Origin of the sequence: Rhodococcus sp. 15-725-2-2b, assembly GCF_002259075.1 — a bacterium.
In the GTDB taxonomy this organism is placed as follows: Bacteria; Actinomycetota; Actinomycetes; order Mycobacteriales; family Mycobacteriaceae; genus Rhodococcoides.
Window position 1 is genome coordinate 21,425 of sequence record NZ_NPFL01000006.1, and the last position, 22,867, is coordinate 44,291.

Annotated in this window: 22 protein-coding genes; 17 read left to right on the forward strand and 5 right to left on the reverse strand. The window is 63.7% G+C overall.

All coding sequences use genetic code 11. The annotated features are described in order from the left end of the window. The first annotated feature begins 104 nt into the window (after positions 1-104). From CH306_RS05870 to CH306_RS05910, 10 genes are all read left to right on the forward strand, one after another. Positions 105-1,526 carry an O-antigen ligase domain-containing protein gene (locus tag CH306_RS05870; RefSeq protein WP_256981057.1) on the forward strand — a complete coding sequence of 474 codons (1,422 nt, stop codon included), beginning with the start codon at positions 105-107 and terminating at the stop codon, positions 1,524-1,526. Positions 1,527-1,664: 138 nt separating this feature from the next. Beyond that, complete coding sequence (locus CH306_RS05875; RefSeq protein WP_230596906.1) at positions 1,665-3,158, forward strand: cellulase family glycosylhydrolase; 1,494 nt, start codon at positions 1,665-1,667, stop codon at positions 3,156-3,158. 427 nt (positions 3,159-3,585) lie between these two features. Beyond that, complete coding sequence (locus CH306_RS05880; protein WP_094645996.1) at positions 3,586-4,719, forward strand: glycosyltransferase; 1,134 nt, start codon at positions 3,586-3,588, stop codon at positions 4,717-4,719. Next, on the forward strand, positions 4,716-5,711 hold the full coding sequence (locus CH306_RS28775) for a GDP-mannose 4,6-dehydratase (RefSeq protein ID WP_143545369.1): 996 nt from the start codon (positions 4,716-4,718) through the stop codon (positions 5,709-5,711). The genes CH306_RS05880 and CH306_RS28775 overlap by 4 nt, the downstream gene beginning before the upstream one ends. Beyond that, complete coding sequence (locus tag CH306_RS28780; protein ID WP_230596908.1) at positions 5,708-6,682, forward strand: GDP-mannose 4,6-dehydratase; 975 nt, start codon at positions 5,708-5,710, stop codon at positions 6,680-6,682. Before CH306_RS28775 ends, CH306_RS28780 begins: the two co-directional genes overlap by 4 nt. Beyond that, a complete protein-coding gene (locus CH306_RS05890; protein WP_032396559.1) occupies positions 6,679-7,296 on the forward strand; it encodes an acyltransferase in 618 nt (205 codons plus the stop codon). The genes CH306_RS28780 and CH306_RS05890 overlap by 4 nt, the downstream gene beginning before the upstream one ends. After that, the gene (locus CH306_RS05895; RefSeq protein WP_256981058.1) at positions 7,296-8,363 is read left to right on the forward strand and encodes a glycosyltransferase; all 1,068 of its coding nucleotides are present in this window, start codon (positions 7,296-7,298) and stop codon (positions 8,361-8,363) included. Before CH306_RS05890 ends, CH306_RS05895 begins: the two co-directional genes overlap by 1 nt. A gap of 30 nt (positions 8,364-8,393) precedes the next feature. After that, entirely contained in the window at positions 8,394-9,554 is a 1,161-nt protein-coding gene (locus CH306_RS05900; protein ID WP_094645997.1) for a lipopolysaccharide biosynthesis protein, read from the forward strand. After that, a complete protein-coding gene (locus CH306_RS05905; RefSeq protein WP_094645998.1) occupies positions 9,551-10,660 on the forward strand; it encodes a glycosyltransferase in 1,110 nt (369 codons plus the stop codon). The genes CH306_RS05900 and CH306_RS05905 overlap by 4 nt, the downstream gene beginning before the upstream one ends. A 1-nt stretch (position 10,661) precedes the next feature. Beyond that, a complete protein-coding gene (locus CH306_RS05910) occupies positions 10,662-11,696 on the forward strand; it encodes a hypothetical protein (RefSeq protein WP_256981059.1) in 1,035 nt (344 codons plus the stop codon). A 7-nt stretch (positions 11,697-11,703) separates the two neighbouring features. Here the strand turns inward: CH306_RS05910 and CH306_RS05915 are convergent, their stop codons facing one another. From CH306_RS05915 to CH306_RS05925, 3 genes are read right to left on the reverse strand one after another with little or no spacing between them, the layout of a single operon-like run. Continuing rightward, entirely contained in the window at positions 11,704-12,324 is a 621-nt protein-coding gene (locus tag CH306_RS05915) for a GntR family transcriptional regulator (RefSeq protein WP_032396563.1), read from the reverse strand. 28 nt (positions 12,325-12,352) lie between these two features. After that, the gene (locus CH306_RS05920; protein WP_094645999.1) at positions 12,353-13,297 is read right to left on the reverse strand and encodes a pyruvate carboxyltransferase; all 945 of its coding nucleotides are present in this window, start codon (positions 13,295-13,297) and stop codon (positions 12,353-12,355) included. Next, entirely contained in the window at positions 13,297-14,541 is a 1,245-nt protein-coding gene (locus CH306_RS05925; protein ID WP_045197130.1) for a CaiB/BaiF CoA transferase family protein, read from the reverse strand. The genes CH306_RS05920 and CH306_RS05925 overlap by 1 nt, the downstream gene beginning before the upstream one ends. Before the next feature lie 168 nt (positions 14,542-14,709). On the opposite strand from CH306_RS05925, the gene CH306_RS05930 reads away from it, so the two are divergent. The 5 genes from CH306_RS05930 to CH306_RS05950 all read left to right on the forward strand — a co-directional run bounded on the left by CH306_RS05930 (position 14,710) and on the right by CH306_RS05950 (position 19,269). Further along, positions 14,710-16,056, forward strand: a complete 1,347-nt coding sequence (locus CH306_RS05930) for a 2-hydroxycarboxylate transporter family protein (RefSeq protein ID WP_256981060.1) — start codon at positions 14,710-14,712, stop codon at positions 16,054-16,056. 72 nt (positions 16,057-16,128) lie between these two features. Then, on the forward strand, positions 16,129-16,791 hold the full coding sequence (locus tag CH306_RS05935; RefSeq protein ID WP_094646395.1) for a TetR/AcrR family transcriptional regulator: 663 nt from the start codon (positions 16,129-16,131) through the stop codon (positions 16,789-16,791). A gap of 92 nt (positions 16,792-16,883) precedes the next feature. After that, the gene (locus CH306_RS05940; protein ID WP_094646000.1) at positions 16,884-18,038 is read left to right on the forward strand and encodes an FAD-dependent oxidoreductase; all 1,155 of its coding nucleotides are present in this window, start codon (positions 16,884-16,886) and stop codon (positions 18,036-18,038) included. 74 nt (positions 18,039-18,112) lie between these two features. Continuing rightward, on the forward strand, positions 18,113-18,397 hold the full coding sequence (locus CH306_RS05945) for a hypothetical protein (protein ID WP_094630476.1): 285 nt from the start codon (positions 18,113-18,115) through the stop codon (positions 18,395-18,397). An 86-nt stretch (positions 18,398-18,483) separates the two neighbouring features. Then, positions 18,484-19,269, forward strand: coding sequence for a hypothetical protein (locus tag CH306_RS05950; RefSeq protein WP_094646001.1), 786 nt, complete (start codon positions 18,484-18,486; stop codon positions 19,267-19,269). Positions 19,270-19,271: 2 nt separating this feature from the next. Here CH306_RS05950 and CH306_RS05955 read toward each other — a convergent pair whose 3' ends face one another. After that, entirely contained in the window at positions 19,272-19,679 is a 408-nt protein-coding gene (locus tag CH306_RS05955; protein ID WP_032396566.1) for a hypothetical protein, read from the reverse strand. A gap of 125 nt (positions 19,680-19,804) precedes the next feature. Here CH306_RS05955 and CH306_RS05960 point away from each other — a divergent pair, with 125 nt between their 5' ends. After that, positions 19,805-20,248, forward strand: coding sequence for a VOC family protein (locus tag CH306_RS05960; RefSeq protein WP_094646002.1), 444 nt, complete (start codon positions 19,805-19,807; stop codon positions 20,246-20,248). Here CH306_RS05960 and CH306_RS05965 read toward each other — a convergent pair. Then, the gene (locus tag CH306_RS05965; protein ID WP_094646003.1) at positions 20,245-22,005 is read right to left on the reverse strand and encodes a 2-isopropylmalate synthase; all 1,761 of its coding nucleotides are present in this window, start codon (positions 22,003-22,005) and stop codon (positions 20,245-20,247) included. The two genes, CH306_RS05960 and CH306_RS05965, sit on opposite strands and share 4 nt — an antisense overlap. A 177-nt stretch (positions 22,006-22,182) precedes the next feature. Between CH306_RS05965 and CH306_RS05970 the strand changes: the two genes are divergently transcribed. Next, positions 22,183-22,863, forward strand: a complete 681-nt coding sequence (locus CH306_RS05970) for a FadR/GntR family transcriptional regulator (protein ID WP_094646004.1) — start codon at positions 22,183-22,185, stop codon at positions 22,861-22,863. The last annotated feature ends 4 nt before the right edge of the window (positions 22,864-22,867 follow it).

Here is a 22,867-nt window from a genome sequence, read left to right on the forward strand (position 1 = left end):
TCCTATCGAATGACATCGGTCAAGGGGAAAGAATAAAGCGCAGCGAACGATTCGGCACGGCGTAGATGTTGCGAGTGCATGAAAGCGTGACAACATCAGAGCCTATGAGCATCACGCAACGAGCCGGTGCGGCAGCCATCGTGATCGTTCCCGTTTTCGTTACATTCGCCATGATCGTCGGCGGAACTCCAGCGAAATTGGGGGCGTTCGCCCTCGTCGTGCTGACTGTGGGAGCGTACATCGGCCTACGTCATCCGCTGTATCTGTCTCGCGCTCTTGCATTTTCACTCGGTGCGTTGCCGTTCGGATACGTACCCGGTGTTCACGCTCCGTTGGTTTTCGCGTTGGGTATCGCGGTCGTTCTCGCCACTGTGATCCACCGCACAGCCGTGAGCCGCATCACATGGCCGGAACTGCCCATGATTGCGCTCATCGCTGCGTCCGCGTTGTCGATATTCGCGACGAGTGGCGCTCTGGTCGACTACGTCGAATTCGGTCAATGGCTCGTTTCCACACTCGTAGTCGTCTGCCTGTTGAGAATGCAGCGTGACGAATTGGCATTGTTCGGGCGCATCTACGTCTACGCAGCCTCGGCCGCAGCCGCTTTCGCCCTGGTAATCTTCGCCGTCGACCCCGCCGGGAAACTCATCCGCTATCTGTCGATATTCGGCTACGGCAGCGAGGAGGAAAGCACTCGCTTCGTCTACAGCAGCACCGGAGCCGCAACCGTCCGATTGGCAGGCACGTACGTCGACCCCAACGCAGCCGGAATCGGATTCGTGCTGGCACTGATGTTGTGCGTGCTGCTCTTGCGCGGCTACCTGCGCACAGCCCTTGCGGCCCTGCTGTTCCTGTCGATCGTGTTGACGCTCTCGCGGGCCGCACTGTTCTCGGTGGTGTTCGGTGTGGTGTTGATGCTGGTGTTCCAGCAGCTACGCACCCGCGAGCGCCTCGCCATCGTCGGCGCGTTCGCGGCCGCCTTCGTCGGTGCCATCGCCGTACCGACCGTCCGCAATCGCGTCTTCTCCTCCTTCGGCAACGAAGACGCGGGCTCGAGTGCACGCGGTGACGCCCTCGTGGAATTCCCCGGTCACATGCAAGGCCACTGGATGTTCGGACTCGGCTGGGGCCGTGCAGAATTCAAAGACCCCACGGTCGCTTTTGAGGTCAACTACGTTGCCAACACCCCCCTGCTGACCATCTACCGCGGGGGTCTGGTCGCCGGAATCGCCTTCGTCGCGATACTCGTCGTCATCGCGATAGTGGGGTACAAACTGCTCCGCGCTCGGCAGTGGGAGTACGGGTTCTACGGCGGCGGAATGATCGGCTTCTCCGTCGTGGCACTGCAGCTCGACTTCCCGGTGGTCACCATCCCGGCCACGACGATGGCGTTTTCGGTCATGTACGCCTTTCTCGTCCTTGCATGGGAAAAGGCGTCCGAAACCGATCTCGACGGCGAGAACTCCGAGAGTTCCAAAACGAAAAGCTTGCTTTTACCGGACAGTACTCGACCAGCAGTTTCATAAAAATCGCGCCAATTCTTGTGATTTGTACAAAGCTGCGTTCGTAGTGCAATGATTCACCGCACCGGCCCGTCGATTGGTACGGACCCCCTGGTGGAGAGAATGATGATGGTTCACTTTCGCGGTGGCTTTCGCACAATAATGTCAGCGACAACGGTAGTGGTCGTCGCTGTCGGGCTCGCTTTCGGAACGACGTCCGTTCTCCTTTCACCCGACCACCTCGTCGGCTCCCAATCACGTGCCGAGGCGGCCCCGAACCCGCCCGGTGTCGGACTCTCCGACGGCGGCGGACTGCTCTGGGCCACCGACGCCGAACTCGATACGACCGTGCAGTTCGTGACCGCCATGGGCGTGAAGTCGATGCGCATCGCCATCCCATGGTCGACCGTCGAACCCACCCAGAATCAACTGAACTGGGCGCCCGTCGACCGGGTCGTGAACAAGCTGCGCGCAGCGAACATCTCCATGCTCGGCATCATCGCCTACACCCCGGCCTGGGCGACCTCGCCCGTGAACCAACCCATCAACACCCGACCGGCATCGCCTGCGGCATTCGGCACCTTCGCCGGAAAAGTCGCGGCTCGATACAAGGGCAAGGTGGCCGACTACGAGATCTGGAACGAGCCCAACGGGGCGATGTTCTACGCACCGGAACCCGACCCCGCCGGCTACACCGCGCTGCTCAAGGCCGCGTATCCCAAGATCAAAGCAGCCGACTCGGCCGCCACCGTCGTCGGTGGCGTCCTGGGCGCGGCCGAACAGGCATGGGGAATCATCAACCCCGTCGATTTCACCAACCAGATGTACGCTGCCGGTGCCGCAGGGTATTTCGACGCCCTCTCCTACCACCCGTACCAGTACTCCCTGAAGTTCTCCGAAGGACCGTACGTCGACCACTCACCGGCCCGGCAGGTCATGGACATGCGGACGGCCATGGTCGCCAACGGCGACGGCAGCAAGAAGATCTGGGCCACCGAGTACGGCGTGCCGACATCGGTGGCGTCCGAGGACCAGCAGAGCGCGATGATCACCGACTTCGTCACCAAGTGGCGCGAGCTGCCCTACACCGGCCCGATCTTCCTCTATCAGCTCCGTGACAAGCAGACCGGCAGCAACGACCCGGAGATGACCTTCGGACTGTTGCGCACCGATTGGTCGGCCAAGCCTGCCTTGTGGGCACTGATGAGTCTGTTGCAGAACAACATTCCACGGACCGCCGAGTACAACCGCTTCGCCGCAGCACCCAACAACTTCGGTGCCGTTCTGGGGCCGGTGTTCCCCGTCCGAGACACCTGGGCGCAGTACCGCCAGGATGCCGTCGTGTACGAGATGCCCAACGGATTCGTCGGAGTTCCCCGCGCGGTCGCAGAAGCGGTGCGCTACACGGGCTTCTTGCCCACCACGCCGTTCAACGGCACCTACCAGGACTTCGACAGCCCCTACGGCCTCAGGGTGTTCTCCACCGCCATCGGCGGCACCCACAACATCGGTGGTGGCATCTTCAGCGCCTGGGATCCCACTCTGGGGCCGGCAACCAGTGACGAGGTGCCGCAGTACGGCGGCGGCGTGCGGGTGACGTTCCAGTACGGCGCGATCACGTGGGCACCGTGGGTCGGCACCACCGTCACTCGTTGAATTCACACACATCTGATCGATAATTCACAAACCGCGCGGACCTTTTCTTTCGATCCGTGCTGCCATTTCTCGGTGACTTCGTTGCGGCCACGTTAACTCTGCGCAAAGGCGCGGTTTCCGTTCTCTGTAAATCTATTTTGCCTTGTGAACCACCTCACTTAGCGCTATCTATTTGTCCCCGAAACGGATATTCATATACAGCGAACGAATGACTCTTCGTGGCAGGATTATGTCCAGTGTTCGCACGTCTCGTCGGGGGACGCCAGCTATTCGACGCTCTTGTTGTGCATCGGCGCACTACGGGGCGCTATTCGGCGTGCGGGAAGCCCCAGCTCCATTCGAGTACGGACCGACACGATGGGTAGCTCATGAAGACCGAAGTTTCTGTGTTGCAGCCGGGTTCACTGCTCCATGACGCGGCGGCAGCATGACCGACCGCCTCCGCGTGGCCATTGCGCACGACTACCTCACCCAGCGCGGTGGTGCCGAGAAGGTCGTCCTGGCCATGGCCCGCGCCTTCCCCGACGCACCCATCTACACCACGCTGTTCGAGCCGTCGACGACGTTCCCCGAGTTCTCCGATCTCGACGTACGCCCGTCGTCCTTGAACCGAATCGGTTTCCTACGCAAGAACCACCGTGCCGCGCTTCCCTTGCTGCCCTTCGCATCCTCCTCGATCGAGATCGACGCCGACGTGGTGCTCACCAGTACCAGCGGTTGGGCACACGGCTTTCACACCTCAGGACGCAAACTCGTCTACTGCTATTCACCTGCTCGTTGGTTGTACGAATCGCAGATGTACCTGGGAGAAAGTCGCAGCCCCGTCAAACGTGTTGCCCTCAAGACGCTTTCGTACCCGCTTCGCCAGTGGGATCGACGGGCGGCCTTCTCGGCAGACCGCTACCTCGCCATCTCCACGGTGGTGCAGCAGCGCATCAGCGACGCCTACGGCATCTCGTCGACCGTCGTACCCGCACCGTTCACCGTCGAGACAGCGCCTGCCGAATCGATACCCGACGCCGCCGCGTGGCTGGGCGCAGACGGCTACTACCTGTGCATCTCCCGCCTGCTTCCGTACAAGAACGTCGACAAGGTGATGGCGGCCTTCGCCGACACCGATCGCAAGCTGATCGTCGTCGGTCGCGGCCCGGAGGCCGATCGATTGCGAAAGCTCAAGTCCGACAACGTCCTCATGCTCAGTGACCTGACCTCGGGACAGATGACCTGGCTCTACCAGGGCTGTAACGGTTTGATCGCCGCAAGCTATGAAGATTACGGATTGACCCCCATCGAAGCGGGTCATCACGGCAAGCCCAGCGCAGTGTTGCGCTGGGGCGGCTTCCTCGACACCGTCGACGAGGGCGTGACCGGAGTGTACTTCAATGAGCCCCAGCCGGATTCGATCGCCAACGCGGTCGACGCCCTGGAACGCACGCACTGGGAGCCGTCGAAGATCCAGAACCACATGGAGCAGTTCAGCGAAGAACGCTTCGCAGCCGAGTTGGACGCCGCAGTGACAGACATTCATGCAGGACATATGGAGAGGACGGCGTCGCGATGACCAAGCGCGCACTGATCACCGGCATCACCGGGCAGGACGGCCTGTACCTTGCCGAACTGCTACTGAGCAAGGGCTACAAGGTGTTCGGTCTGCTACGGGGACAGAACAATCCGAAGGCAGCGATGATCGAGCAGGTGCTGCCTCAGGTAGAGGTGTTGCACGGCGACCTTCTCGACCTCTCGGCGCTGATGCGCGCCTTCGCTGTGGCCGACCCCGACGAGGTCTACAACCTCGGAGCCGTCTCCTTCGTGGCGTACTCCTGGGAGAACGCGCGCCTCACCACCGACGTCACCGGCGGCGGAGTGCTGAATATGCTCGAATCCACCCGACTCTACGAGCAGGTAGCGGGCAAGCAGGTTCGCTTCTACCAGGCCTCGAGCTCGGAGATGTTCGGCAAGGTCCAGCAGGTTCCCCAGCGCGAGGAAACCTTGCTCTGGCCACGATCGCCCTACGGCGTCGCCAAGGTCTACGGCCACTACATGACCATCAACTACCGCGAGTCCTACGGCATGCACGCCAGCTCCGGAATTCTGTTCAACCACGAATCACCCCGTCGTGGACCGGAATTCGTCACACGCAAGGTGTCCCAGGCCGTCGCGCGCATCGCACTGGGGCTGCAGAGCGAGCTCTCGCTCGGCAATCTCGACGCCAAGCGCGACTGGGGCTTCGCCGGCGACTACGTCGAAGCCATGTACCTGATGCTGCAACAGGACCAGGCCGACGACTACGTCATCTCCACCGGGGAAACCCACTCGATTCGCGAACTCCTCGACCACGCGTTCGCCGCCGTCGACATCGACGACTGGGAGCCCTACGTCAAGATCGATCCCCGCTTCTTCCGGCCCGCGGAGGTCGACCTCCTCGTCGGCGACTCGGCCAAAGCCCATGCCGCACTCGGTTGGAAGCCGAAAGTCGGCTTCCCCGAATTGGTTACGATGATGGTTCAGAACGACCTCGTCGAACAATCGCCCGACACCGTCAAGATCGCGTGAGTGCCGGACATACCCCGACTGCGCTGATCACCGGAGTGGCCGGCCAGGACGGCAGCTACCTCGCCGATCTGTTGCTCGAGCGCGGTTGGACCCTCCACGGTGTGGCCAAGCCCGGCGGGAACGACGGGACGGTGAACGTCCACGTCGAGCAGCACCGCGTCGATATCAGCAAGCCGGGTGTCGCCCAGGTGCTGATCCACGAAGTGCAGCCCGACTACGTTTTTCACCTCGCCGGGATCTCCTCGGTGTGGCGATCGTGGAACGACCCGGTCCTGACCACTCAGGTCAACGGGCTCTCCGCTGCGGCACTGCTCGATGCCTGCTACACCGAGCAGGAAGCATCGGGTAAACGCATCGTGCTGGTCAACGCATCCAGTGCCGAGATCTTCGCCGGCTCCGGGGTGCCATTGCAGAACGAGGAAACGCGCGTTGCGCCCACCTCCCCCTACGGGGTGTCGAAGGCACTCAGTCACAACATGGTCCAGGTCTACCGAGCCCGAGGACTCGAAGCCACCAACGCCATCCTGTTCAACCACGAGTCACCCAGGCGACCGGAGACCTTCGTGACCCGCAAGATCACCAAGGCCGCCGTCGCCATCACCCGGGGCACCCTCGACACGCTCGAGCTCGGCAACCTCACCGCGGAACGCGATTGGGGCTGGGCCCCGGACTACGTGGATGCAATCGCCGCCATGGCCGACTACGGCAAGGGCGACGACTTCGTGGTCGCCACCGGACAGGCTCACAGCGTCGCCGACTTCGTGGCCGCCGCCTTCGCAGCCGTAGGTATCGAGAACTGGCGTGACTACGTGCGCAGCGATTCCGAGATGCTCAGGCCCGCCGACTCGGCAAGAATGGTCGGTGACGCCGCCAAAGCCCGTGATCTGTTGGGCTGGGCACCGACGAAGGATTTCGACCAGATCGTCGACGCGATGGTCCAATTCGACATGACCGAGGAGATGGCAGCATGACAGCGGTGGAACGGCCTGTGGGCGAAGCGGAGCCCGAGATCTACGACGTGTCGAACTACAAGATGCAGGACATCACGTTCAAGCGGAAGCTGCGCAACCGCATCGGCACCCTCGGCTTCAACATGATCGTCACCTTCATCCCGTCGCACTGGATTCGGCAGAACTTCCTACGTGCGTTCGGGGCGACGATCGGCAAGGACGTCTCGATCTTCCGCGGCACCACCGTCCTCGACCCCGAGGGCCTGACCATCGGCGACGCCTGCTCCATCGGATTCCGCTGCATGCTCGACGCCCGCGGCGGAATCACGATCGGCAGTAACGTTGTCATCGCCAGCGATACACACATCATCGCCGGCTACCACGATCACAACTCACCGGAATTCACTCCGATCCTCGAACCCTGCGTCATCAATGACTACGTCTGGATCGCCAGCCGCAGTACCCTTCTCAGCGGGGTGACCCTCGGTCGCGGCGCCGTGGTCGGTGGTTGCTCGATGGTGCGCGGAGACGTCGGCGAACTCGAAGTGGTTGCCGGAGTGCCCGCGAAGGTGCGAGCGATGCGTGACCCGAAGGCACTCGCCTACCGCCCCAAGTATCGGCCGCTGTTCTACTGATGATCCTGCGTGACTGCCGACTCGTCTACGTCGCCCCCCGATCCGGGGTCGGCGGCGTGGGCGACTACGCCGACGACTTCGCCGACGCCGTGCGGCCACACTTCGCCGAGGTGATCGAGTACCGCCACGACGGACCCGGATCTCACTCGGTGCGCGATATCGTGCGACACCGCAAAGCGATTCAGGAGCTCGTCGACGCCGATCCGGGCCGTGTCATCGTGCACTGCGAACTCAGCGGCGGCTCGGTGATGCCGTTCTGGGCCACAGCTCGGCTCACCGGCAACCCAATGGTGACCGCGACGGTGCACGACCCACCCGGAATCGTCTGGTGGCCCGCCCGCACCAAGTTCCTCGCGGGCAAGAAGGTCCTCAATCACGGCCTGCACTACCCACTTCGAGCGGCCTGGCGTCGCCTCGAGCGCACCGTGGTGGGCAGCCGGACGCTGTTCGCGCTCACCCGTTCCGGTGCCGACTCCCTCGAGCGCAGCTACCCCGAAGTGACGGCCGAGGCCGTGATGCACTTCGTTCCCGAGCGCCCCGACATCACCCCCGCCGAGGATCGCCCCCTGGCCGTCGGCCTGTTCGGATTCGTCTACCGCGGAAAAGGATTCGACCAGCTCCAGCAGCTCCGCGATCGTATGCCGAACGACATCGCCATTCGCATCGCCGGCCGCGGAACCGAACTACTCGACCCCGTCGACGGCGTCGAGATCCTCGGTGAGGTCAACGGACCGGACGAGGACGCCTTCTTCGATTCCATCCGTGCACTCGTGGTGCCCTACGGCAAACGATCCATCTACGGTGACGCCTTCCCCGCCTCCGGTTCGGTCAGTCGCGCCATCGCTTATCAGACCCCGGTGGTGTGCCTTCAGGAAGGCGCACTGTCCGAAACCGATGGCGGTGCACTGGTCGTCGCGGGAGGAACGAACGAGATCGCCGACGCCACCGCAGCCCTCGTCACCGACCGGGTGGCACTGACGAGGCTGCGCCGCGAAGTGGAGACCCTGCGCCGCGCCAACTCCCCCGACATGGTGGCTCAGAACTTCGTGGCTGTGTGGTCCAAATGATGCGGTGGTCCCGATGATGCGGTGGTGCGAATGAACGGCAACCTGATCAAGGCCGGGATCGCGGCCCTGTGGACCTACGGCGGCCGCGGCATCGGCCTGCTGTGGACAGTCGCGCTGATCGCCAAGCTGGGGATCAGCGATTACGGCCAGTACGCGATGGCCTTCGCCCTCGCCGCGATTCTGGCTGCGCCACTGGATCATCCGTTCACCGTGCGCTCGATTCGCGTGACCGAACGCGATTTCCTGGGCGAGCGCACTACCCGCGTACTCGTCGGTGCCGTGCTCGTCGTCGCTGGGCTGTGTCTGGTACAGGTCGGTTACATCGCCTGGTTCGCCCTCGTCATCGGCGGTGGCGAGCTGGTCTTCAACGCATACAAGAGCAGGGCACTGCGCGACGGCCGTCCCGACCTCACGCAACGACTGGACACCACGAGGCAGGCAACGTCCATCGCGCTGGCGACGGCGTACTTGTTCGCCGTTCCCGACCCCACGTTGACAATCGCCAGCCTGCTCTACGCCGCACCGTATTTCGTGATCGCACTGCTCGCAGCCCTGCAGGCCCGGGTAGCCGCGCCGCGCGTTCCCGGCTCGTGGCGCGAGATGTCGATGCTGTTCTCGGAGAACCTCGCCAACGCGGTCTACATCCAAGGCGACGTGCTGCTGCTCGGCTTCCTCACCGATTCCACCATCGCCGGCTACTACTCCGTTGCCGCGGTGACCGCCTGGGCGGTGGCCTTCATCGGACAGGCCTTCGGCAACACATTCCACGAAAAGCTCCGTGCAGCAGACGGACTCGTCAGCGCCGGACCGGCGTTGAAGCACACCGCGGCTCTCGGCACCGCAGCGGGCTCACTGCTGCTGGTGGCCGGCCTCCTGCTCTTCTTCACGCCCGCGTCGGATCAGATCGCGGGCGCCCTGGTGGTGATGTCGCTGTTCGTGGTGATGCGGGTGATGAATCACGTGTTCACCACCGTGCTCTACCTCCAGCACCGCGACCGCACGCGAGTGCTGGCGGCCGCAACCCTGGCACCGCTGAAAATGGTCCTCGTCCTGTGTCTGTTCCCGTTCGGTGCCGTCGGCGCAGCCGTCGCATCGGTGATCACCGACGCCGTACTGCTCGTCTGGTTCATGCGCGCCCTGTACCGCACTGCGGTGAAAGACAATTCGGTGAAAGAAGAGGTGCCGCAATGAGACGCGCGACGTTCCTGCTGTCCAAGGACCCCGTCACCGAGCACGGCGGCGACATCGCACTGTCCCGTTTGATGATGCAGCTCGCCCGTGAGGCGTTCGAAGTGCGATCGATCTGCCTGTCCAAGGAGACCGACGTCGTCCCCGACGTGGTGCGCGTCCCCAAGCCGACCGTCGACGTCGCTCTGCTCCTGAAGTCGGTGCGGCCGACGCGCTCGGTGGTACACGGACGCTACGACGTCGACGCCTTCCGCGACGCCATCGACGCATCCACCTCCGATGTGTATGTGGCCGAACACAGTTACATGGCCGAATCGTTCCTCCGCTCTGCCAAGATGGGGTCACCGTTCGCGATCAACACCGTCAACACCGAATCGCAGGTGTGGAAGGTGACCCGTGGACTGATCGGCCGTATCGAGGCACCCCGCATCCTGCGGGACGAGATCCGCGTCGCCCGCGCGGCCCATGCCGTCGGGACCTACGACGCCGACGAGGCCCAGATGTACCGAGACAACGGAGTCCGCGACGCTCGGTGGATCGACCTCACCCTCGAACCCGCGCCGCAACTCGACCTGTCCCAGACCGCGAAGCGCTTGGTGTTCATGGGGACTCGCGATTGGCCACCGAACCAGGAGGCCTTCAAGATCGCGCTCGAGTACTGGCCGGCGATCTCGGCGGGAATCGAGGGTGCCGAACTGTGCATCATCGGCGCCAAGGCTCCCGGTGCCAAGGATCCCGTCTACCCCGCCGGCGTGCGCGATCTCGGCTTCGTCGACGATCTGCAGGAATTCCTCGGCACCTGCCGGGCACTGATCGCCCCGGTCGCCACCGGCGGCGGCGTGCGCGTCAAGATCCTCGACGCAGCCAGCAAGGGACTCCCCGTCGTCGGTACCTCGGCGGCCGTCGGATCACTGGATTCGATCTTCGAGCTGCCCACGTTCGACGACAAGGAGCAGTTCGTCGCCGAATGTCGCCGCTACCTGCTCGACCGCACCGCCGCCGTCAAAGCGGGGGAGCGAATCTACGAGCTGAACACCGCGCGGTGGAACGACCGTGTGCCCCATTCGACCGTCGAAGCACTGATCAGCGCCCCGTTGACGAGCACTTAGGATGACCGCCATGACCTTCCGCTCACGCCTGCTCACCGTTGCCGCAGCCGCCGCGATCGCTGTCGGACTCTCCTCGCCCGTCGCGCAGGCGGCCCCGGCCGACCTGGGCTTCACCGGTGGCGCACCGTTTCTGACGCTCGACGACGCCACGCTGAACAACGAACTCGGTGCCGGACGTGACATCGGTGCCTCGTGGGTACGGGTGGTCGTGAACTGGGCCGCAATCGAGTCGGCCCCGGGAGTCTTCGACTGGGGCAACACCGATCGCGTGATCAATGCCGCGAGAGCGCAGGGCTATTCGGTGCTGGCCGTGCTGGGCGGAACCCCCGGATGGGCGCAGGGCGGCATCGCCTCACCACTGCCCGGCGCAGTTCCGCTCGATCCCAACACCTTCGGCGCATTCGCCGGCGCAGCCGCTGCGCACCTCGGTGATCGCGTCGACCACTACGAGGTGTGGAACGAGCCCAACATCCCCACCTTCTTCGCACCCGTCGATGCAGTCCGCTACACGAACATGCTGCGCGCGGCCTACCCCGCGATCCACAACGCCGACGCCGGAGCTACCGTGCTGAGCGCCGGCCTGGCGACCACCATCAACGCCGGAGCCTGGACCGTCGCGCCGGTGACCTTCCTTCAGCAGATGTACGCCGCCGGAGCAGCCGGGTTCATGGACGCCGTCGCCATGCACCCCTACACCTTCCCTTTCACCGTCGAGAACGACCCCAACGGCCAATGGGCACAGGTGGATCAGGCCTACGGCACGATGGCGGCCAACGGAGACGGTGGCAAGAAGATCTGGATCACCGAGCTCGGCGCACCCACCGGCACCGGCGCGGGAGCTGTTCCCGAGGATCTGCAGGCCGCCATCATCGGCTCGAGCCTGGCCAAGGCGTCGTCGCTCCCCTACGTCGGCCCGGTGTTCGTGCACTCCCTGCGGGACTCGGGAACCAACCTCGCCGACACCGAACAGAACTACGGACTGCTGCGTAGCGACTTCAGCGCCAAGCCGGCCTACGACGTGGTGCGGGGTTCGTAGCGGACGATCAGTCTTCCGCGGTCGCGCTGTGACAGCCGGCGCGAATGTGTGCACGCATGATGGCCTCCACCCACTCGGCGTCCTCGCATTCCAACGCGTCGACGATCTCGAGGTGATGTGCTGCGCTGCGCGAGATCTCCTTGGCGCTGTACTTGCGAAAAGTTCGTGCTGCAACAAGAGGTTTGAGCAACGCGATGGCCATCTCCGCCATTCGCGCGTTCGGACACTTCGACAGCACGGCGGTGTGGAAGGCGTTGTTCAGACGCGCGATCTCCGGCAGGTCCTCGGCCTCGACGACGATGTCGTGCATCCGCTGCGCCGTACGACGTAGCTCCGCCAGTTCCTCGACCGAGAAATGGCCCGTGGCAAGCTTGGCGGCGTGCGGTTCCAGGAGCGACCGAGACGAGTAGATCGCCTCGACCGTCTCGCGGGTGAACTCGGTGACCCTGGCCCCCTTGTTTTTCTCCACCGTGACCACGCCCGTGGTGGCCAGAGTGAGAAGCGCTTCACGCACCGGAGTCCGGCTGACGCCGAGCCGCCCGGCGAGTTCGGCCTCGTTCAGCTTCTCGCCCGGGCTGTACAGACCCGAGACGAGCAGGTCCAGGATCTTGTCGCTCAGCTCGGACACTGTGTGTGCCCGGCCGTCGGAGGTGTTCTCACACGGGCCATTGTGCATCAGCGAGCTGTTGCCTGGTGCCACCTCGGGAGACGAACGAGTACGACGGCGTTCCGGTGAACCTCTCACCGGCCCGCACCATTGCCAGATAGGCATCGAGGTCGATGCCCGTCTCGATCCCGAGCGAATCCAACAGCGCCACCACGTCCTCCATCGGGACGTTGCCCAGAACGGACGGGTCGCCGGGAAACCACATGTCTCCGCCGAGGCCCCCGAAGGACGCCTCGATCCAATCCGCTCCCGCAGACAGGCTCGCCAACGCGTTGACGGTGCCGAAGCCGTTGCGGTTGTGCAGATGAACCCCCACCGGGATCCCGGGGTGACGGCCCTTGACGCGTCGAACACCGTCGTAGAACTCGTTGGGAGTTTCCACCCCGCTCGTGCCCGCCAGGTACAAGGAGTCCGCTCCGGCATCGACCACGCGCTCGATCACCGCATCGAGCTGGGCAGCGTCGACCGCGCCGCGGCACGGAGCGAAGAAGGCGGTCGCCACCGCCGCGCTGACTTTCTTTCCCGAGCGATGCCCCTGGTCGACGATCGCAGTGAAATCGTGCAGCAACTGCTCGGGCGTCGAATTCTGGTTCTTCGCGGCCATCTCGCGATCGACCGGGATGATCGCGACGATCTCCTCGATCTGCGTGTCGCAGGCCCGTTGTGCGCCGCGAACATTGGGTACCAGCGCCTTGTAGTGGACGCCGTCTCGTCGCGGTGCCTGCTCGATGATGCGTTCGGCATCGCTGAACTGCGGCAACACTTTCGGGTGCGCGAAGGACGTGATCTCGACGGTGGTCACACCGGAATCGACGATTCCGTGCAGCAGCTCGAGTTTGTGGTCGGTGTCCACGAACTGCGATACCGCCTGCAGACCGTCTCGTAGGCCGACCTCGACCAATCTCGCGCTCGTGGGCAACCCGTCGAACACCATCAGATGGTCCCCGCGGCACGGAAGCCGTCGATGGCCTCGCGCGTGAATTCGCCGACGGTGCTGAGGATCTCGTCGGTGTGCTCGCTGAGCTTCGGGCCGGGCCAGCGCACCGACCCGTCGGTACGACTGAGCCGGGGGAACGTGTTCTGCATCGGCACCTCGCCCAGGGTCGGATGCGGGGTGGTGATGATGGATTTGCGGGCGATGAACTGCTCGTCGCCCAACATGTCCTCGGGTCGGTAGATCTTGCCGACCGGAACCGAATGCGCGAGCAGCAGCTCTTCGAGCGCACGCGCATCGTGCTCGATGGTGAACTTCCCGACCATCGCATCGAGCTGTTCCTGCCGCTCGCCACGCGCACCGTGCGTGCTGAACTGCGGATCGGTGGCCAACTCCGGCATACCCATCGCCTCGGCGAGACGTGCGAACACCGTGTTCTGGTTGGCTGCGATCAGGACCCATCCGCCGTCCGCGGTGGGGTAGACGTTGCTGGGCGCGACATTCGGCAGAATGGCACCGCTGCGTTCGCGCTGATAGCCCGAGATGACCCACTCCGGCACAATCGATTCCATGATGCCGAGTACGGCCTCGTAGATGGCCGAATCCACCACTTGTCCACGGCCACTGCGGGTTCGTTCGTACACCGCACCGAGTGTCCCGATGGCGGCGAACACCGCAGCCAGGGTGTCACCGATCGAGATTCCGACCCGTGACGGCGGCGTCGAGGGATCTCCCACCACGTAGCGCAGTCCACCCATTGCCTCACCGATGGAGCCGTAGCCTGCGCGCGAGGAGTACGGGCCGCTCTGACCGAATCCCGAGACCCGAGCCAGCACCAGACCCGGGTTGTCGGCCGAGAGCGTGTCGTAGTCCATCCCCCACCGCTCCAAGGTTCCCGGGCGAAAATTCTCGACGACGATGTCGGACCGCGAGATCAACGTCCGCGCGATGCCCTGCCCCTCGGGGGTGCGCAGGTCGACCGTCACCGATTTCTTGTTGCGACCGACGACCGACCACCACAGCGATTCGCCCTGCGGACGCGTCCGACCCCACTCACGCAATGGGTCTCCGGTTCCCGGCTGCTCGAGCTTGATCACCTCGGCACCGAGATCGCCGAGAATCTGCCCGCAGAACGGCCCGGCGATCAGCTGACCCATCTCGATGACGCGCAGGCCCTCGAGGGGGCCGGTTGACGCCGGCCGAGGTGTACTCGTCTCATCCGTGGCTCGATCGTCGACAGTCACAGCTTCTCCTCTATTGCATGCAATCAATGTTTCGTTCCAGGCTCTGGCCCAGTTCTACCAGCAATCGGTGTTCTTTTGCATACAATCAGGTTGACGTAGTGATCCGCAACACATACCGTTGCGGCAGCCCGATCCCCTCATCGCGCACCGAGATTTCAGGAGAGTTCGTTGACGTCAACCCGCCCGACCGAATCCGAAGTCGACACCCAGGACGGTGAACGCGCGTCGGACATGAATTCGACCCTCGGTTTGCCGATGCGCTGGTTCGTACCCATGGCGCTGGCGATCATCGTGCTGGCGTACCTGTTCACCCCCGCGAAGGGAATGACGGCGGGCTTCGCCACCACGATGGCCCTCGGCGGCCTGCTGATGGTGATCGGTAACGCGATCCCGTGGTTCAACCGCATCGGCGGTGGCGTCATCCTCGCCATCCTGGTTCCGGCCGTGCTGTTCAGCTACAACCTGATGCCCGAGCGCACCGCTACGGCGATCGACGACTTCTACACCCTGTCGGCGTTCGGTGAATTCGTCGTCGCCGCATTGATAGTCGGCAGCATCCTCGGAATGGACCGCTCACTGCTGATCAAGGCGGGTTCGCGCATCATCGTGCCGATCGTGGCCACCATCGCGGTGTGTTTCGCACTGTTCGGATTCATCGGGTATCTCACCGGATACGGACTCGGCAAGATGTTGTTCTACGTCGTCGGGCCCGTTCTCGGTGGAGGCGTTGCGGCAGGGGCCATTCCGATCTCCGAGATCATCGCGCAGAACACCGGCGGAGCCTCGACCGACTACCTGTCGATGCTCGTGCCCGCAGTCGTCGTGGCCAACACCGTCTGCATCGTCGTGGCGGGTGCGCTGGCATGGCTCGGCAGGCGAAAGCCGAACCTGTTCCCCCGCTTCAACGGCAACGGCGAACTTGCCGTCACGAAGTCGAAGATGACCGTGCCGGTGGGCAGAGCAGTGTCCTCGGCAGACGCCGTTCGCAGCTCCATCATCGGATTGTTCACTGCCGGAATGCTGTTCATGATCGCCGACGCCATGTCGTTCTACCTCCCCTCGATCCACAGCTACGTCTTCCTGATCGTGTTGTGCGCCATCGCGAAGATCTTCCTGCCCATCCCGGACTTCCTGGTTCAGGGTGCGGACATCTGGTACAAACTCGTCGCAAGCGCCTTCATCCCGGCCATCCTGGTGGCAGTGAGCATCGTGGCGATCGACTTCAAGCAGGTGCTGACCCTGCTCAACGATCCCGTGTACATGTTCTCCACCATCGCAGTCGTTTTCGTCGCCCTGTTCGCCGCCGGATTCGTGGGATGGCTGGTACATCTGCACTTCATCGAATCGGCCATCTCGGGCGGACTCGGTCTGGCCGACTTCGGCTCGAGCGGCGACCTGGCCGTACTGGGTGCCGCGAATCGACTGGAACTGCTTCCCTTCCTGTCCATCTCGTCACGCATCGGTGGCGGACTGGTGGTGTTGACTCTGTCGATCCTGGGGCCTCTCGTGCTGTGACGCGTGACCTGGCACCCACCCGCCGATGCCGAGCAGTATGGAACAACGTTCCAGTTGTGGCAGGATCTGGCCATGACGAACACGAAGCCGACATCAGCTCGACGTTCGGATGCTCTGTCGAAAGAGCGCATCGTGACGGTGGCGATCGAGATGCTCGATGAGGGCGGAACCGAGGCTTTGACGTTCCGCACTCTGGCCGCACGTTTGTCGACAGGCCCCGGAGCGCTGTACCACCACCTCGGCAACAGAGACGATCTGCTCGCGGCGGCGGCCGAAACCGTCATGGCATCGGCCTTCGAATCATCGTCCGAGAACGGTGCGGCAGAACATGATGTTCGCGGCCTGATGATGAGAGTGTTCGACGTGATCACCACTCGTCCATGGGTGGCAACGCAACTCGCCGCCGCTCCGTGGCAGCCGGCCGTCCTGCATCTGTTCGACCGCATCGGAACCGAACTCGACGCACGCGGAGTTCCGAACGATGCGCAGTTCGACGCCGCATCCGTCCTTCTGTACCACGCTATCGGGGTTGCGAGTCAGCGCGATGCCGGGAGGGAACTGGCCGCCACGGTGACGGACCGTGCGGCATTTCTCGACTCCACGCGCACAGCAGTGACGGACACCGGCGACTATCCGTTCCTGACTCGGATCGCGTCGCAGTTCGCACGCCACGACGACCGCGAGCAGTTCCAGGCCGGAATCGACATCGTCCTGGCCGGCATCGACCGAGGTTGAACCGAACGCCAGCCGACACCCCCGCTTGACAGGCTTGGAACAGTGTTCCATTCTTGGTTGGAACAGCGTTCCAACAACGAGCGGAGACAGTCATGGGTTCATCCATCTCGATCATCGGTGCAGGCCTCGGCGGCCTGGCGCTGGCACGGGTTCTGCACGTGCACGGAATCGCCGCCACGGTGTACGAGGCCGACGCCACGCCTGACGTGCGCACCCAGGGCGGGCAGCTCGACATCCACGAAGGGGACGGGCAAGTCGCCCTCGCCGCGGCCGGGCTGACCGAGCAGTTTCGGGCCATCATTCACGAGGGAGGCGAAGCGACTCGCGTACTACGCCCGAACGGCGAGGCTCTGTTCGACGAATCCGACGACGGCACCGGGGGTCGACCGGAGGTGCTGCGCGGCGACCTGCGACGCATTCTGCTCGACTCACTGCCCGCCGACACCGTTCAGTGGGGACACAAGCTCACCTCCGTGCGCCCGCTGGGCAATGGGCAACACGACATCGAGTTCGAGAACGGAACCACCACGGTCAGTGATCTGCTCGTCGGCGCCGACGGCGCGTGGTCACGAGTCCGATCTCTGCTCTCCGCCGCCGTGCCCGAATATGTGGGCACGGTCTTCATCGAGACCTACCTGCACGACGTCGATGCGCGTCACCCCGCCACCGCCCGGGCAGTCGGTGGTGGTGCAATGTTCGCCGTCAGCCCGGGTAAGGGAATCACCGTGCACCGAGAGGTCGGCGGCATCCTGCACACCTACGTTCAGCTCAACCGCAGCCCCGAGTGGCTCGACTCGATCGATTTCTCCGACGCCGCTTCCGCCAAAGCAACGATCGCAGCCGAGTTCGACGGGTGGGCAACGGAATTGACGGCGTTGATCACCGACGGGGAGACCGCGCTGGTTCCCCGCAGGATCTTCACGCTGCCCAACGACCACCACTGGGATCACACATCCGGAGTGACACTCCTGGGCGACGCCGCACACCTGATGCCGCCATCCGGCGACGGCGCGAATCTGGCGATGTTCGACGGTGCCGAACTCGCTCGCGCGATCGCCGATCACCGCGGCGACCTCGACACAGCTCTGTCGGTCTTCGAGAAGGCCATGTTCACCCGCAGTGAAGCGGTGGCCGTCCAGGCACACGAAACGCTCGACCTGTGTCTCGGGGAACGATCACCGTTCGGGCTGATCGACCTGATCACCGGCGTCACCACCGGCAGCTCCGGTGATCGCCTCGCGCAGTAGCGCATTCGCTGTCCGCCGCGATGTCGAGTGCGAGGGTGGGACCCGACCGCCTCCTTGTCGGTCATGATGTACCGGTGCCGACTACCGATCCGTTCCATGCCCTCGTTCTGATGAACGCAGTGTTCGCCTCTGCCGCATGGAGTCTCGCCAAGCCCTCGTGGCCCGCAGCGATATCGCTGGTTGTCGCCTCCATCCTGTGGTTGTTCTTCAACGCCCCCATCGAAGGCGCAGTGTTGTACGTGGTCGACGCGGACAGAGGGTTGACCGAATCCGACTTTCTCACTGTTGCCGGGGTGATCCTGGCTGGGGTGACTGTTGCCAGAGTCCGTCGCGGCCGGCGACCGGGCGTCGACTCCTGAGCTGGTACCTCGTCGGTCAGATGTAGTCCTGTAGATGGATGCGCAGTCGAGTACCCGGTGATTGACTCTTCCCCGTGAGTCGTCCGATGAGTGTGTCCGTCACCCGAAGTCGCTGGTCGATCGTCGTATTGGCATGCGGCGGGGCGGCGTTGGTGGCCGCGTTCGTACTCGGCCCAGCTGCGTTGCTGCGCGGACGCTATCCGCAGTTCCAGGATCGATCCGTCATGAGTGAGCTGCTCGGCCGCGGCTTGGTCGAGTACTGGGGCAGCGGCGTCCGCACCTATCCGCCCGGCTTGGCGGAGATGGTGGACTACTGGTTCGAGTGGCACGCGATCAAGATCGTCATCTCGGTGCTGCTGACCGTGGTTCTGGGTCTGCTCGCGGCGACTCTGTGGCGGCGATCTCTGACGGCAGGCGTAGGTTACGTGGTCGCTGCGGCCACTACGACTGTGCTGTCGTTGTTTTCGGTGTTCGTCGCTGTGCTCAACATCCAGTCGACGGTCGCACCCGTGATCGCCCTGCTTCCGATGCTCTCCGCTGACAACGTGGACGCGCGAGCGGCGCAGTCTCTGATCGAGAACGGCGTGCAGAGTGGAGACACCAGGCCGCCTCTGCTCGAGTTGCTCACACAGGTCGAGCACTACAACTGGGCGGTGATCGTCGCTACCGCAGTGGTGATCGCGGTCGTCGGTACCGGAACCGTCATCGCCTTCCGACGCCACCGGTCGTCGGACGGTGCTCACCGCCGGATGTTCGTCATCCTCGGATCACTTGGTGCAGTGATGACGATCGCGATGGCGCTGCTGTTCGTCGCGGCCGTTGTTGCCGTCGTCGATCCTGGAGCAGCCCTGCTCGGCGCGGTCGGTTTCTGACTCTATTGCCGGCTGCGATCGCGGGCACGGGCACGGAATTGGCCGAGTGCGAGGACGATCAACGCGACCCCCAACAGGGTGAGGGGAATGTGGGCGAGGGGAGCGTAGATGTCGAGTACGACGAGCTGCCATACCACCCACCCGATGGTCACCAGCCCCACGCACGCGACGTACACCGCCGCTTCGGACGCATCGACGAGCACCGCGGCCACGCAGATCAACGGCCCGAGGCCGAGAAAGAACAGCACGAACAACCCGGATACGCGGTAGTCCCAGGTGTGCCACGAAGGGAGCATTCCGACGTCTAACCCGAGCGACCGCCCACTGGGGTCGGAGGTCAAGGACAGTCCGTTGAACATCCCGGCTGCACCGAGCACGATCAGCAATGCCACCGTCGAGAGCTTGTTCACGGTGGCGTCATGAGTTGGTCGTCCTTCGGTCGTGGCCGCCGCACCCCGGCGTAGCTGTTGATCCTGCCAGAAGGAGGCCGCTCGGTCTTGTTCTATCCGAGAAAGCACTATGCGAGACTCAGCGTATGAGCATCAAGCTCGAAAACGTCGGCATCGCCGTCCGCGACATCGAAGCCACGATCGACTTCTTCACCGAGCTCGGCCTCACGGTCCTCGGCCGCGACACGGTCAGCGGTGAGTGGGCGGACACCGCCGTCGGTCTCGACGGCAACCACGCCAAGATCGCAGTGCTGCAGACCCCGGACGGCCTCGGCCGTATCGAGCTTTTCGAGTACATCCACCCCGACGCCATCGAGACGACGCCGACGCTGCCCAACGAGATCGGCATGCACCGCATCGCGTTCTCGGTCGACGACATCGACGCCGCTCTGGCGATTGCAGCCCGCCACGGTTACTTACCCCTGCGAGGCGTGGCCGATTACGAGGGCGTCTACAAGCTCACCTACCTCCGCGGGCCGAGCGGCATTCTTCTGATGTTCGCCCAATCGCTTTCGACTCCCGAAAGCTAAGTCACCGCGTTGGCAGCTCGAACAACCGCGTCGAGGGTGGCAGACAGAACGGAGCGATCGATACCGGCCGCCCACTCGGAGCCTGCGGCAGTGCGATATTCGAGCATCGTGACGGCATCGCTGTCGTTGCCGGCCCGCACACTGGTCTGGGTCAGGCCGAGAATCTCCACGTGACGGCCCTGCGCGGCCAACGCGTCGACGAGTGCCTCGACCGGCCCGACGCCCCCGTGTGACGTGCTGTAGGACGTCCCGTCGATCTTCAGTGTGACGCAGGTGTCGGCGGAACCGTTGTCATCGTGAGAGTCGAAGCCGATCAGCGTCACATCTGCATCGTCGATATCGATGTACTCCGCCCTGAAGATGTCCCAGAGCTGCTCGGTCGACAGTTCGGTACCGATCGAATCGGTGCGGTTCTGCACGTGCCGGGCGAGGTCGATCTGAAGGCGACGCGGGAGTTCGATGCCGTAGCCGGTTTCCAGAAGATAGGCGATTCCTCCCTTGCCCGATTGCGAGTTCACTCGAATGACAGCGTCGTACGAGCGACCGATGTCGTTGGGGTCGATCGGCAGATATGGCACCCGCCATTCGATCTCGTCCTCGGAGCGACCTTCGCTCACCGCTCGCGTGCGGTGCTCGGCGAAACCCTTCCTGATGGCGTCCTGGTGCGTACCACTGAAGGCGGTGTGCACCAGATCGCCCACATACGGGTGCCGAGGATGGATCTCGAGTTGGTTGCAGTATTCGACGGTGCGGCGAATCTGGTCGATGTCGGAGAAGTCGATCATGGGATCGATACCCTGTGCATGCAAATTGAGTGCGAGAGTGGCGATATCGACGTTTCCGGTGCGTTCGCCGTTGCCGAACACACAACCCTCCACTCGTTGCGCACCGGCCAGAACTGCCAGCTCGGCGCAGGCAATGCCCGTGCCGCGGTCGTTGTGCGGATGGACCGAGAGGATCACGCTGTCTCGACGCGCAAGGTTGTTGTTCATGTACTCGATCTGGTCTGCATAGACATTCGGTGTCGCCACTTCCACGGTGGCAGGCAGATTCAGGATGACCGGCCGCTGCTGCGTAGCGTCCCACGCAGTCGTGACTGCATCGCAGACGTCGAGAACATAGTCGGGTTCGGTGAGATTGAAGACCTCGGGTGAGAACTCGAACCGCACGTTGGGCAGGTCGCCGGCAAGTTCGAGAACGTCGGCCGCACCCGAAAGTATCAGTGAGCGAAGCTCGTTGGCCTCGCGGCCGAGTACCACCTCACGCCACGTCGGAGCAGTGGCGGTGTACATGTGGATCACGACGTCGTTGGTGATGCCGCGAATCGACTCCACCGTTCGCTCGATCAGGTCGCGTCGAGCCGGGGTGAAGACCACCACGGTGACGTCGTCGGGTGCGAGATCGGTGTGGGCAAGCAGTCGCACGAAATCGAAATCGGTTTGCGAGGCCGACGGATAGCCGACTTCGATTTCCTTGTAGCCCATGGCAACCATCAACTCGAAGAACTGCTTCTTGCGGGCAGGATCCATCGGCTCGGGAAGCGCTTGGTTACCGTCGCGGAGATCGACAGGTACCCACAGCGGTGCCTCGGTCAGCCGTCGGTCCGGCCATTGACGTTCCGTAAGCGGAATGTCGACCTTCGAGTAGACGTCACGGTAACGATGTGACGGCATCTGGGAGCGCCGCTGCCGATTCCAGGTGGGCGCACCGGAGGGGACGGGACCAGCGGGAGTGGACAGGGTGGGAAATGCAGACATGGTGGAGGTACCTGTTCTGATCGGACGGTGAGGCGAACCGGCAGGCATCGGACTCCACGACGGGGTTGCCGGTCCTGGCTATGCCCCGTCGTGGCCGATAAGGAGAAGGCCCGTGAATGTGCGCATGCGAGCAATGTATCACTACTCCTCAGACAAGCTGAGGAGTAGTGTTCCAGTGTGACCGCGATACGCCGAACATCCTTGGCCGATCAGGCCGCCGAACTTCTGCTTGCACGAATTCAGTCCGGCGAGTGGCCGATCGGCACCAAACTGCCAGGTGAAACCACCCTTGCCCCCATGTTCGACGTCGGTAGATCGACGATGCGCGAGGCCATCAGACAACTGGCGGGGCGCGGAATCCTCGTCACCCGGCAGGGCTCCGGAGTCTTCGTCGAATCACTCGACGAGGCACGGACGGAATGGGACCGAGTTCTGCAGCGGGTTCACATCACCGCAGTCCTCGAAGCCCGCCTCGCGATCGAAGGTGAGGCCGCCGCCCTCGCCGCAATCAGACGCACCCCCACCGATCTCGACACCATTCGCAGCTCACTCGAAACGCGCAACACCGCTCGCAGCGACGCAGTCGATCTGGTGAACGCGGACATGGCTTTTCACCGCTCCATCGTGGTCGCGTCACACAACGACATTCTGCTCGGACTCTTCGACTCCATGGCACCACGTCTCCGCGACGCCATGATCGACGTGTTGCGAATGGCCGGATCGTTCGGCGACAAGGCCGACCACGACACGCACGCAGACGTCGTCGAGGCAATCGGGGCCCGCGATTCACAAAAAGCTCACGTCCTCACACGCGCGCACCTGCTGGAGTTGTCGGAGTCGATGAATCCGTCGATGTAACGGG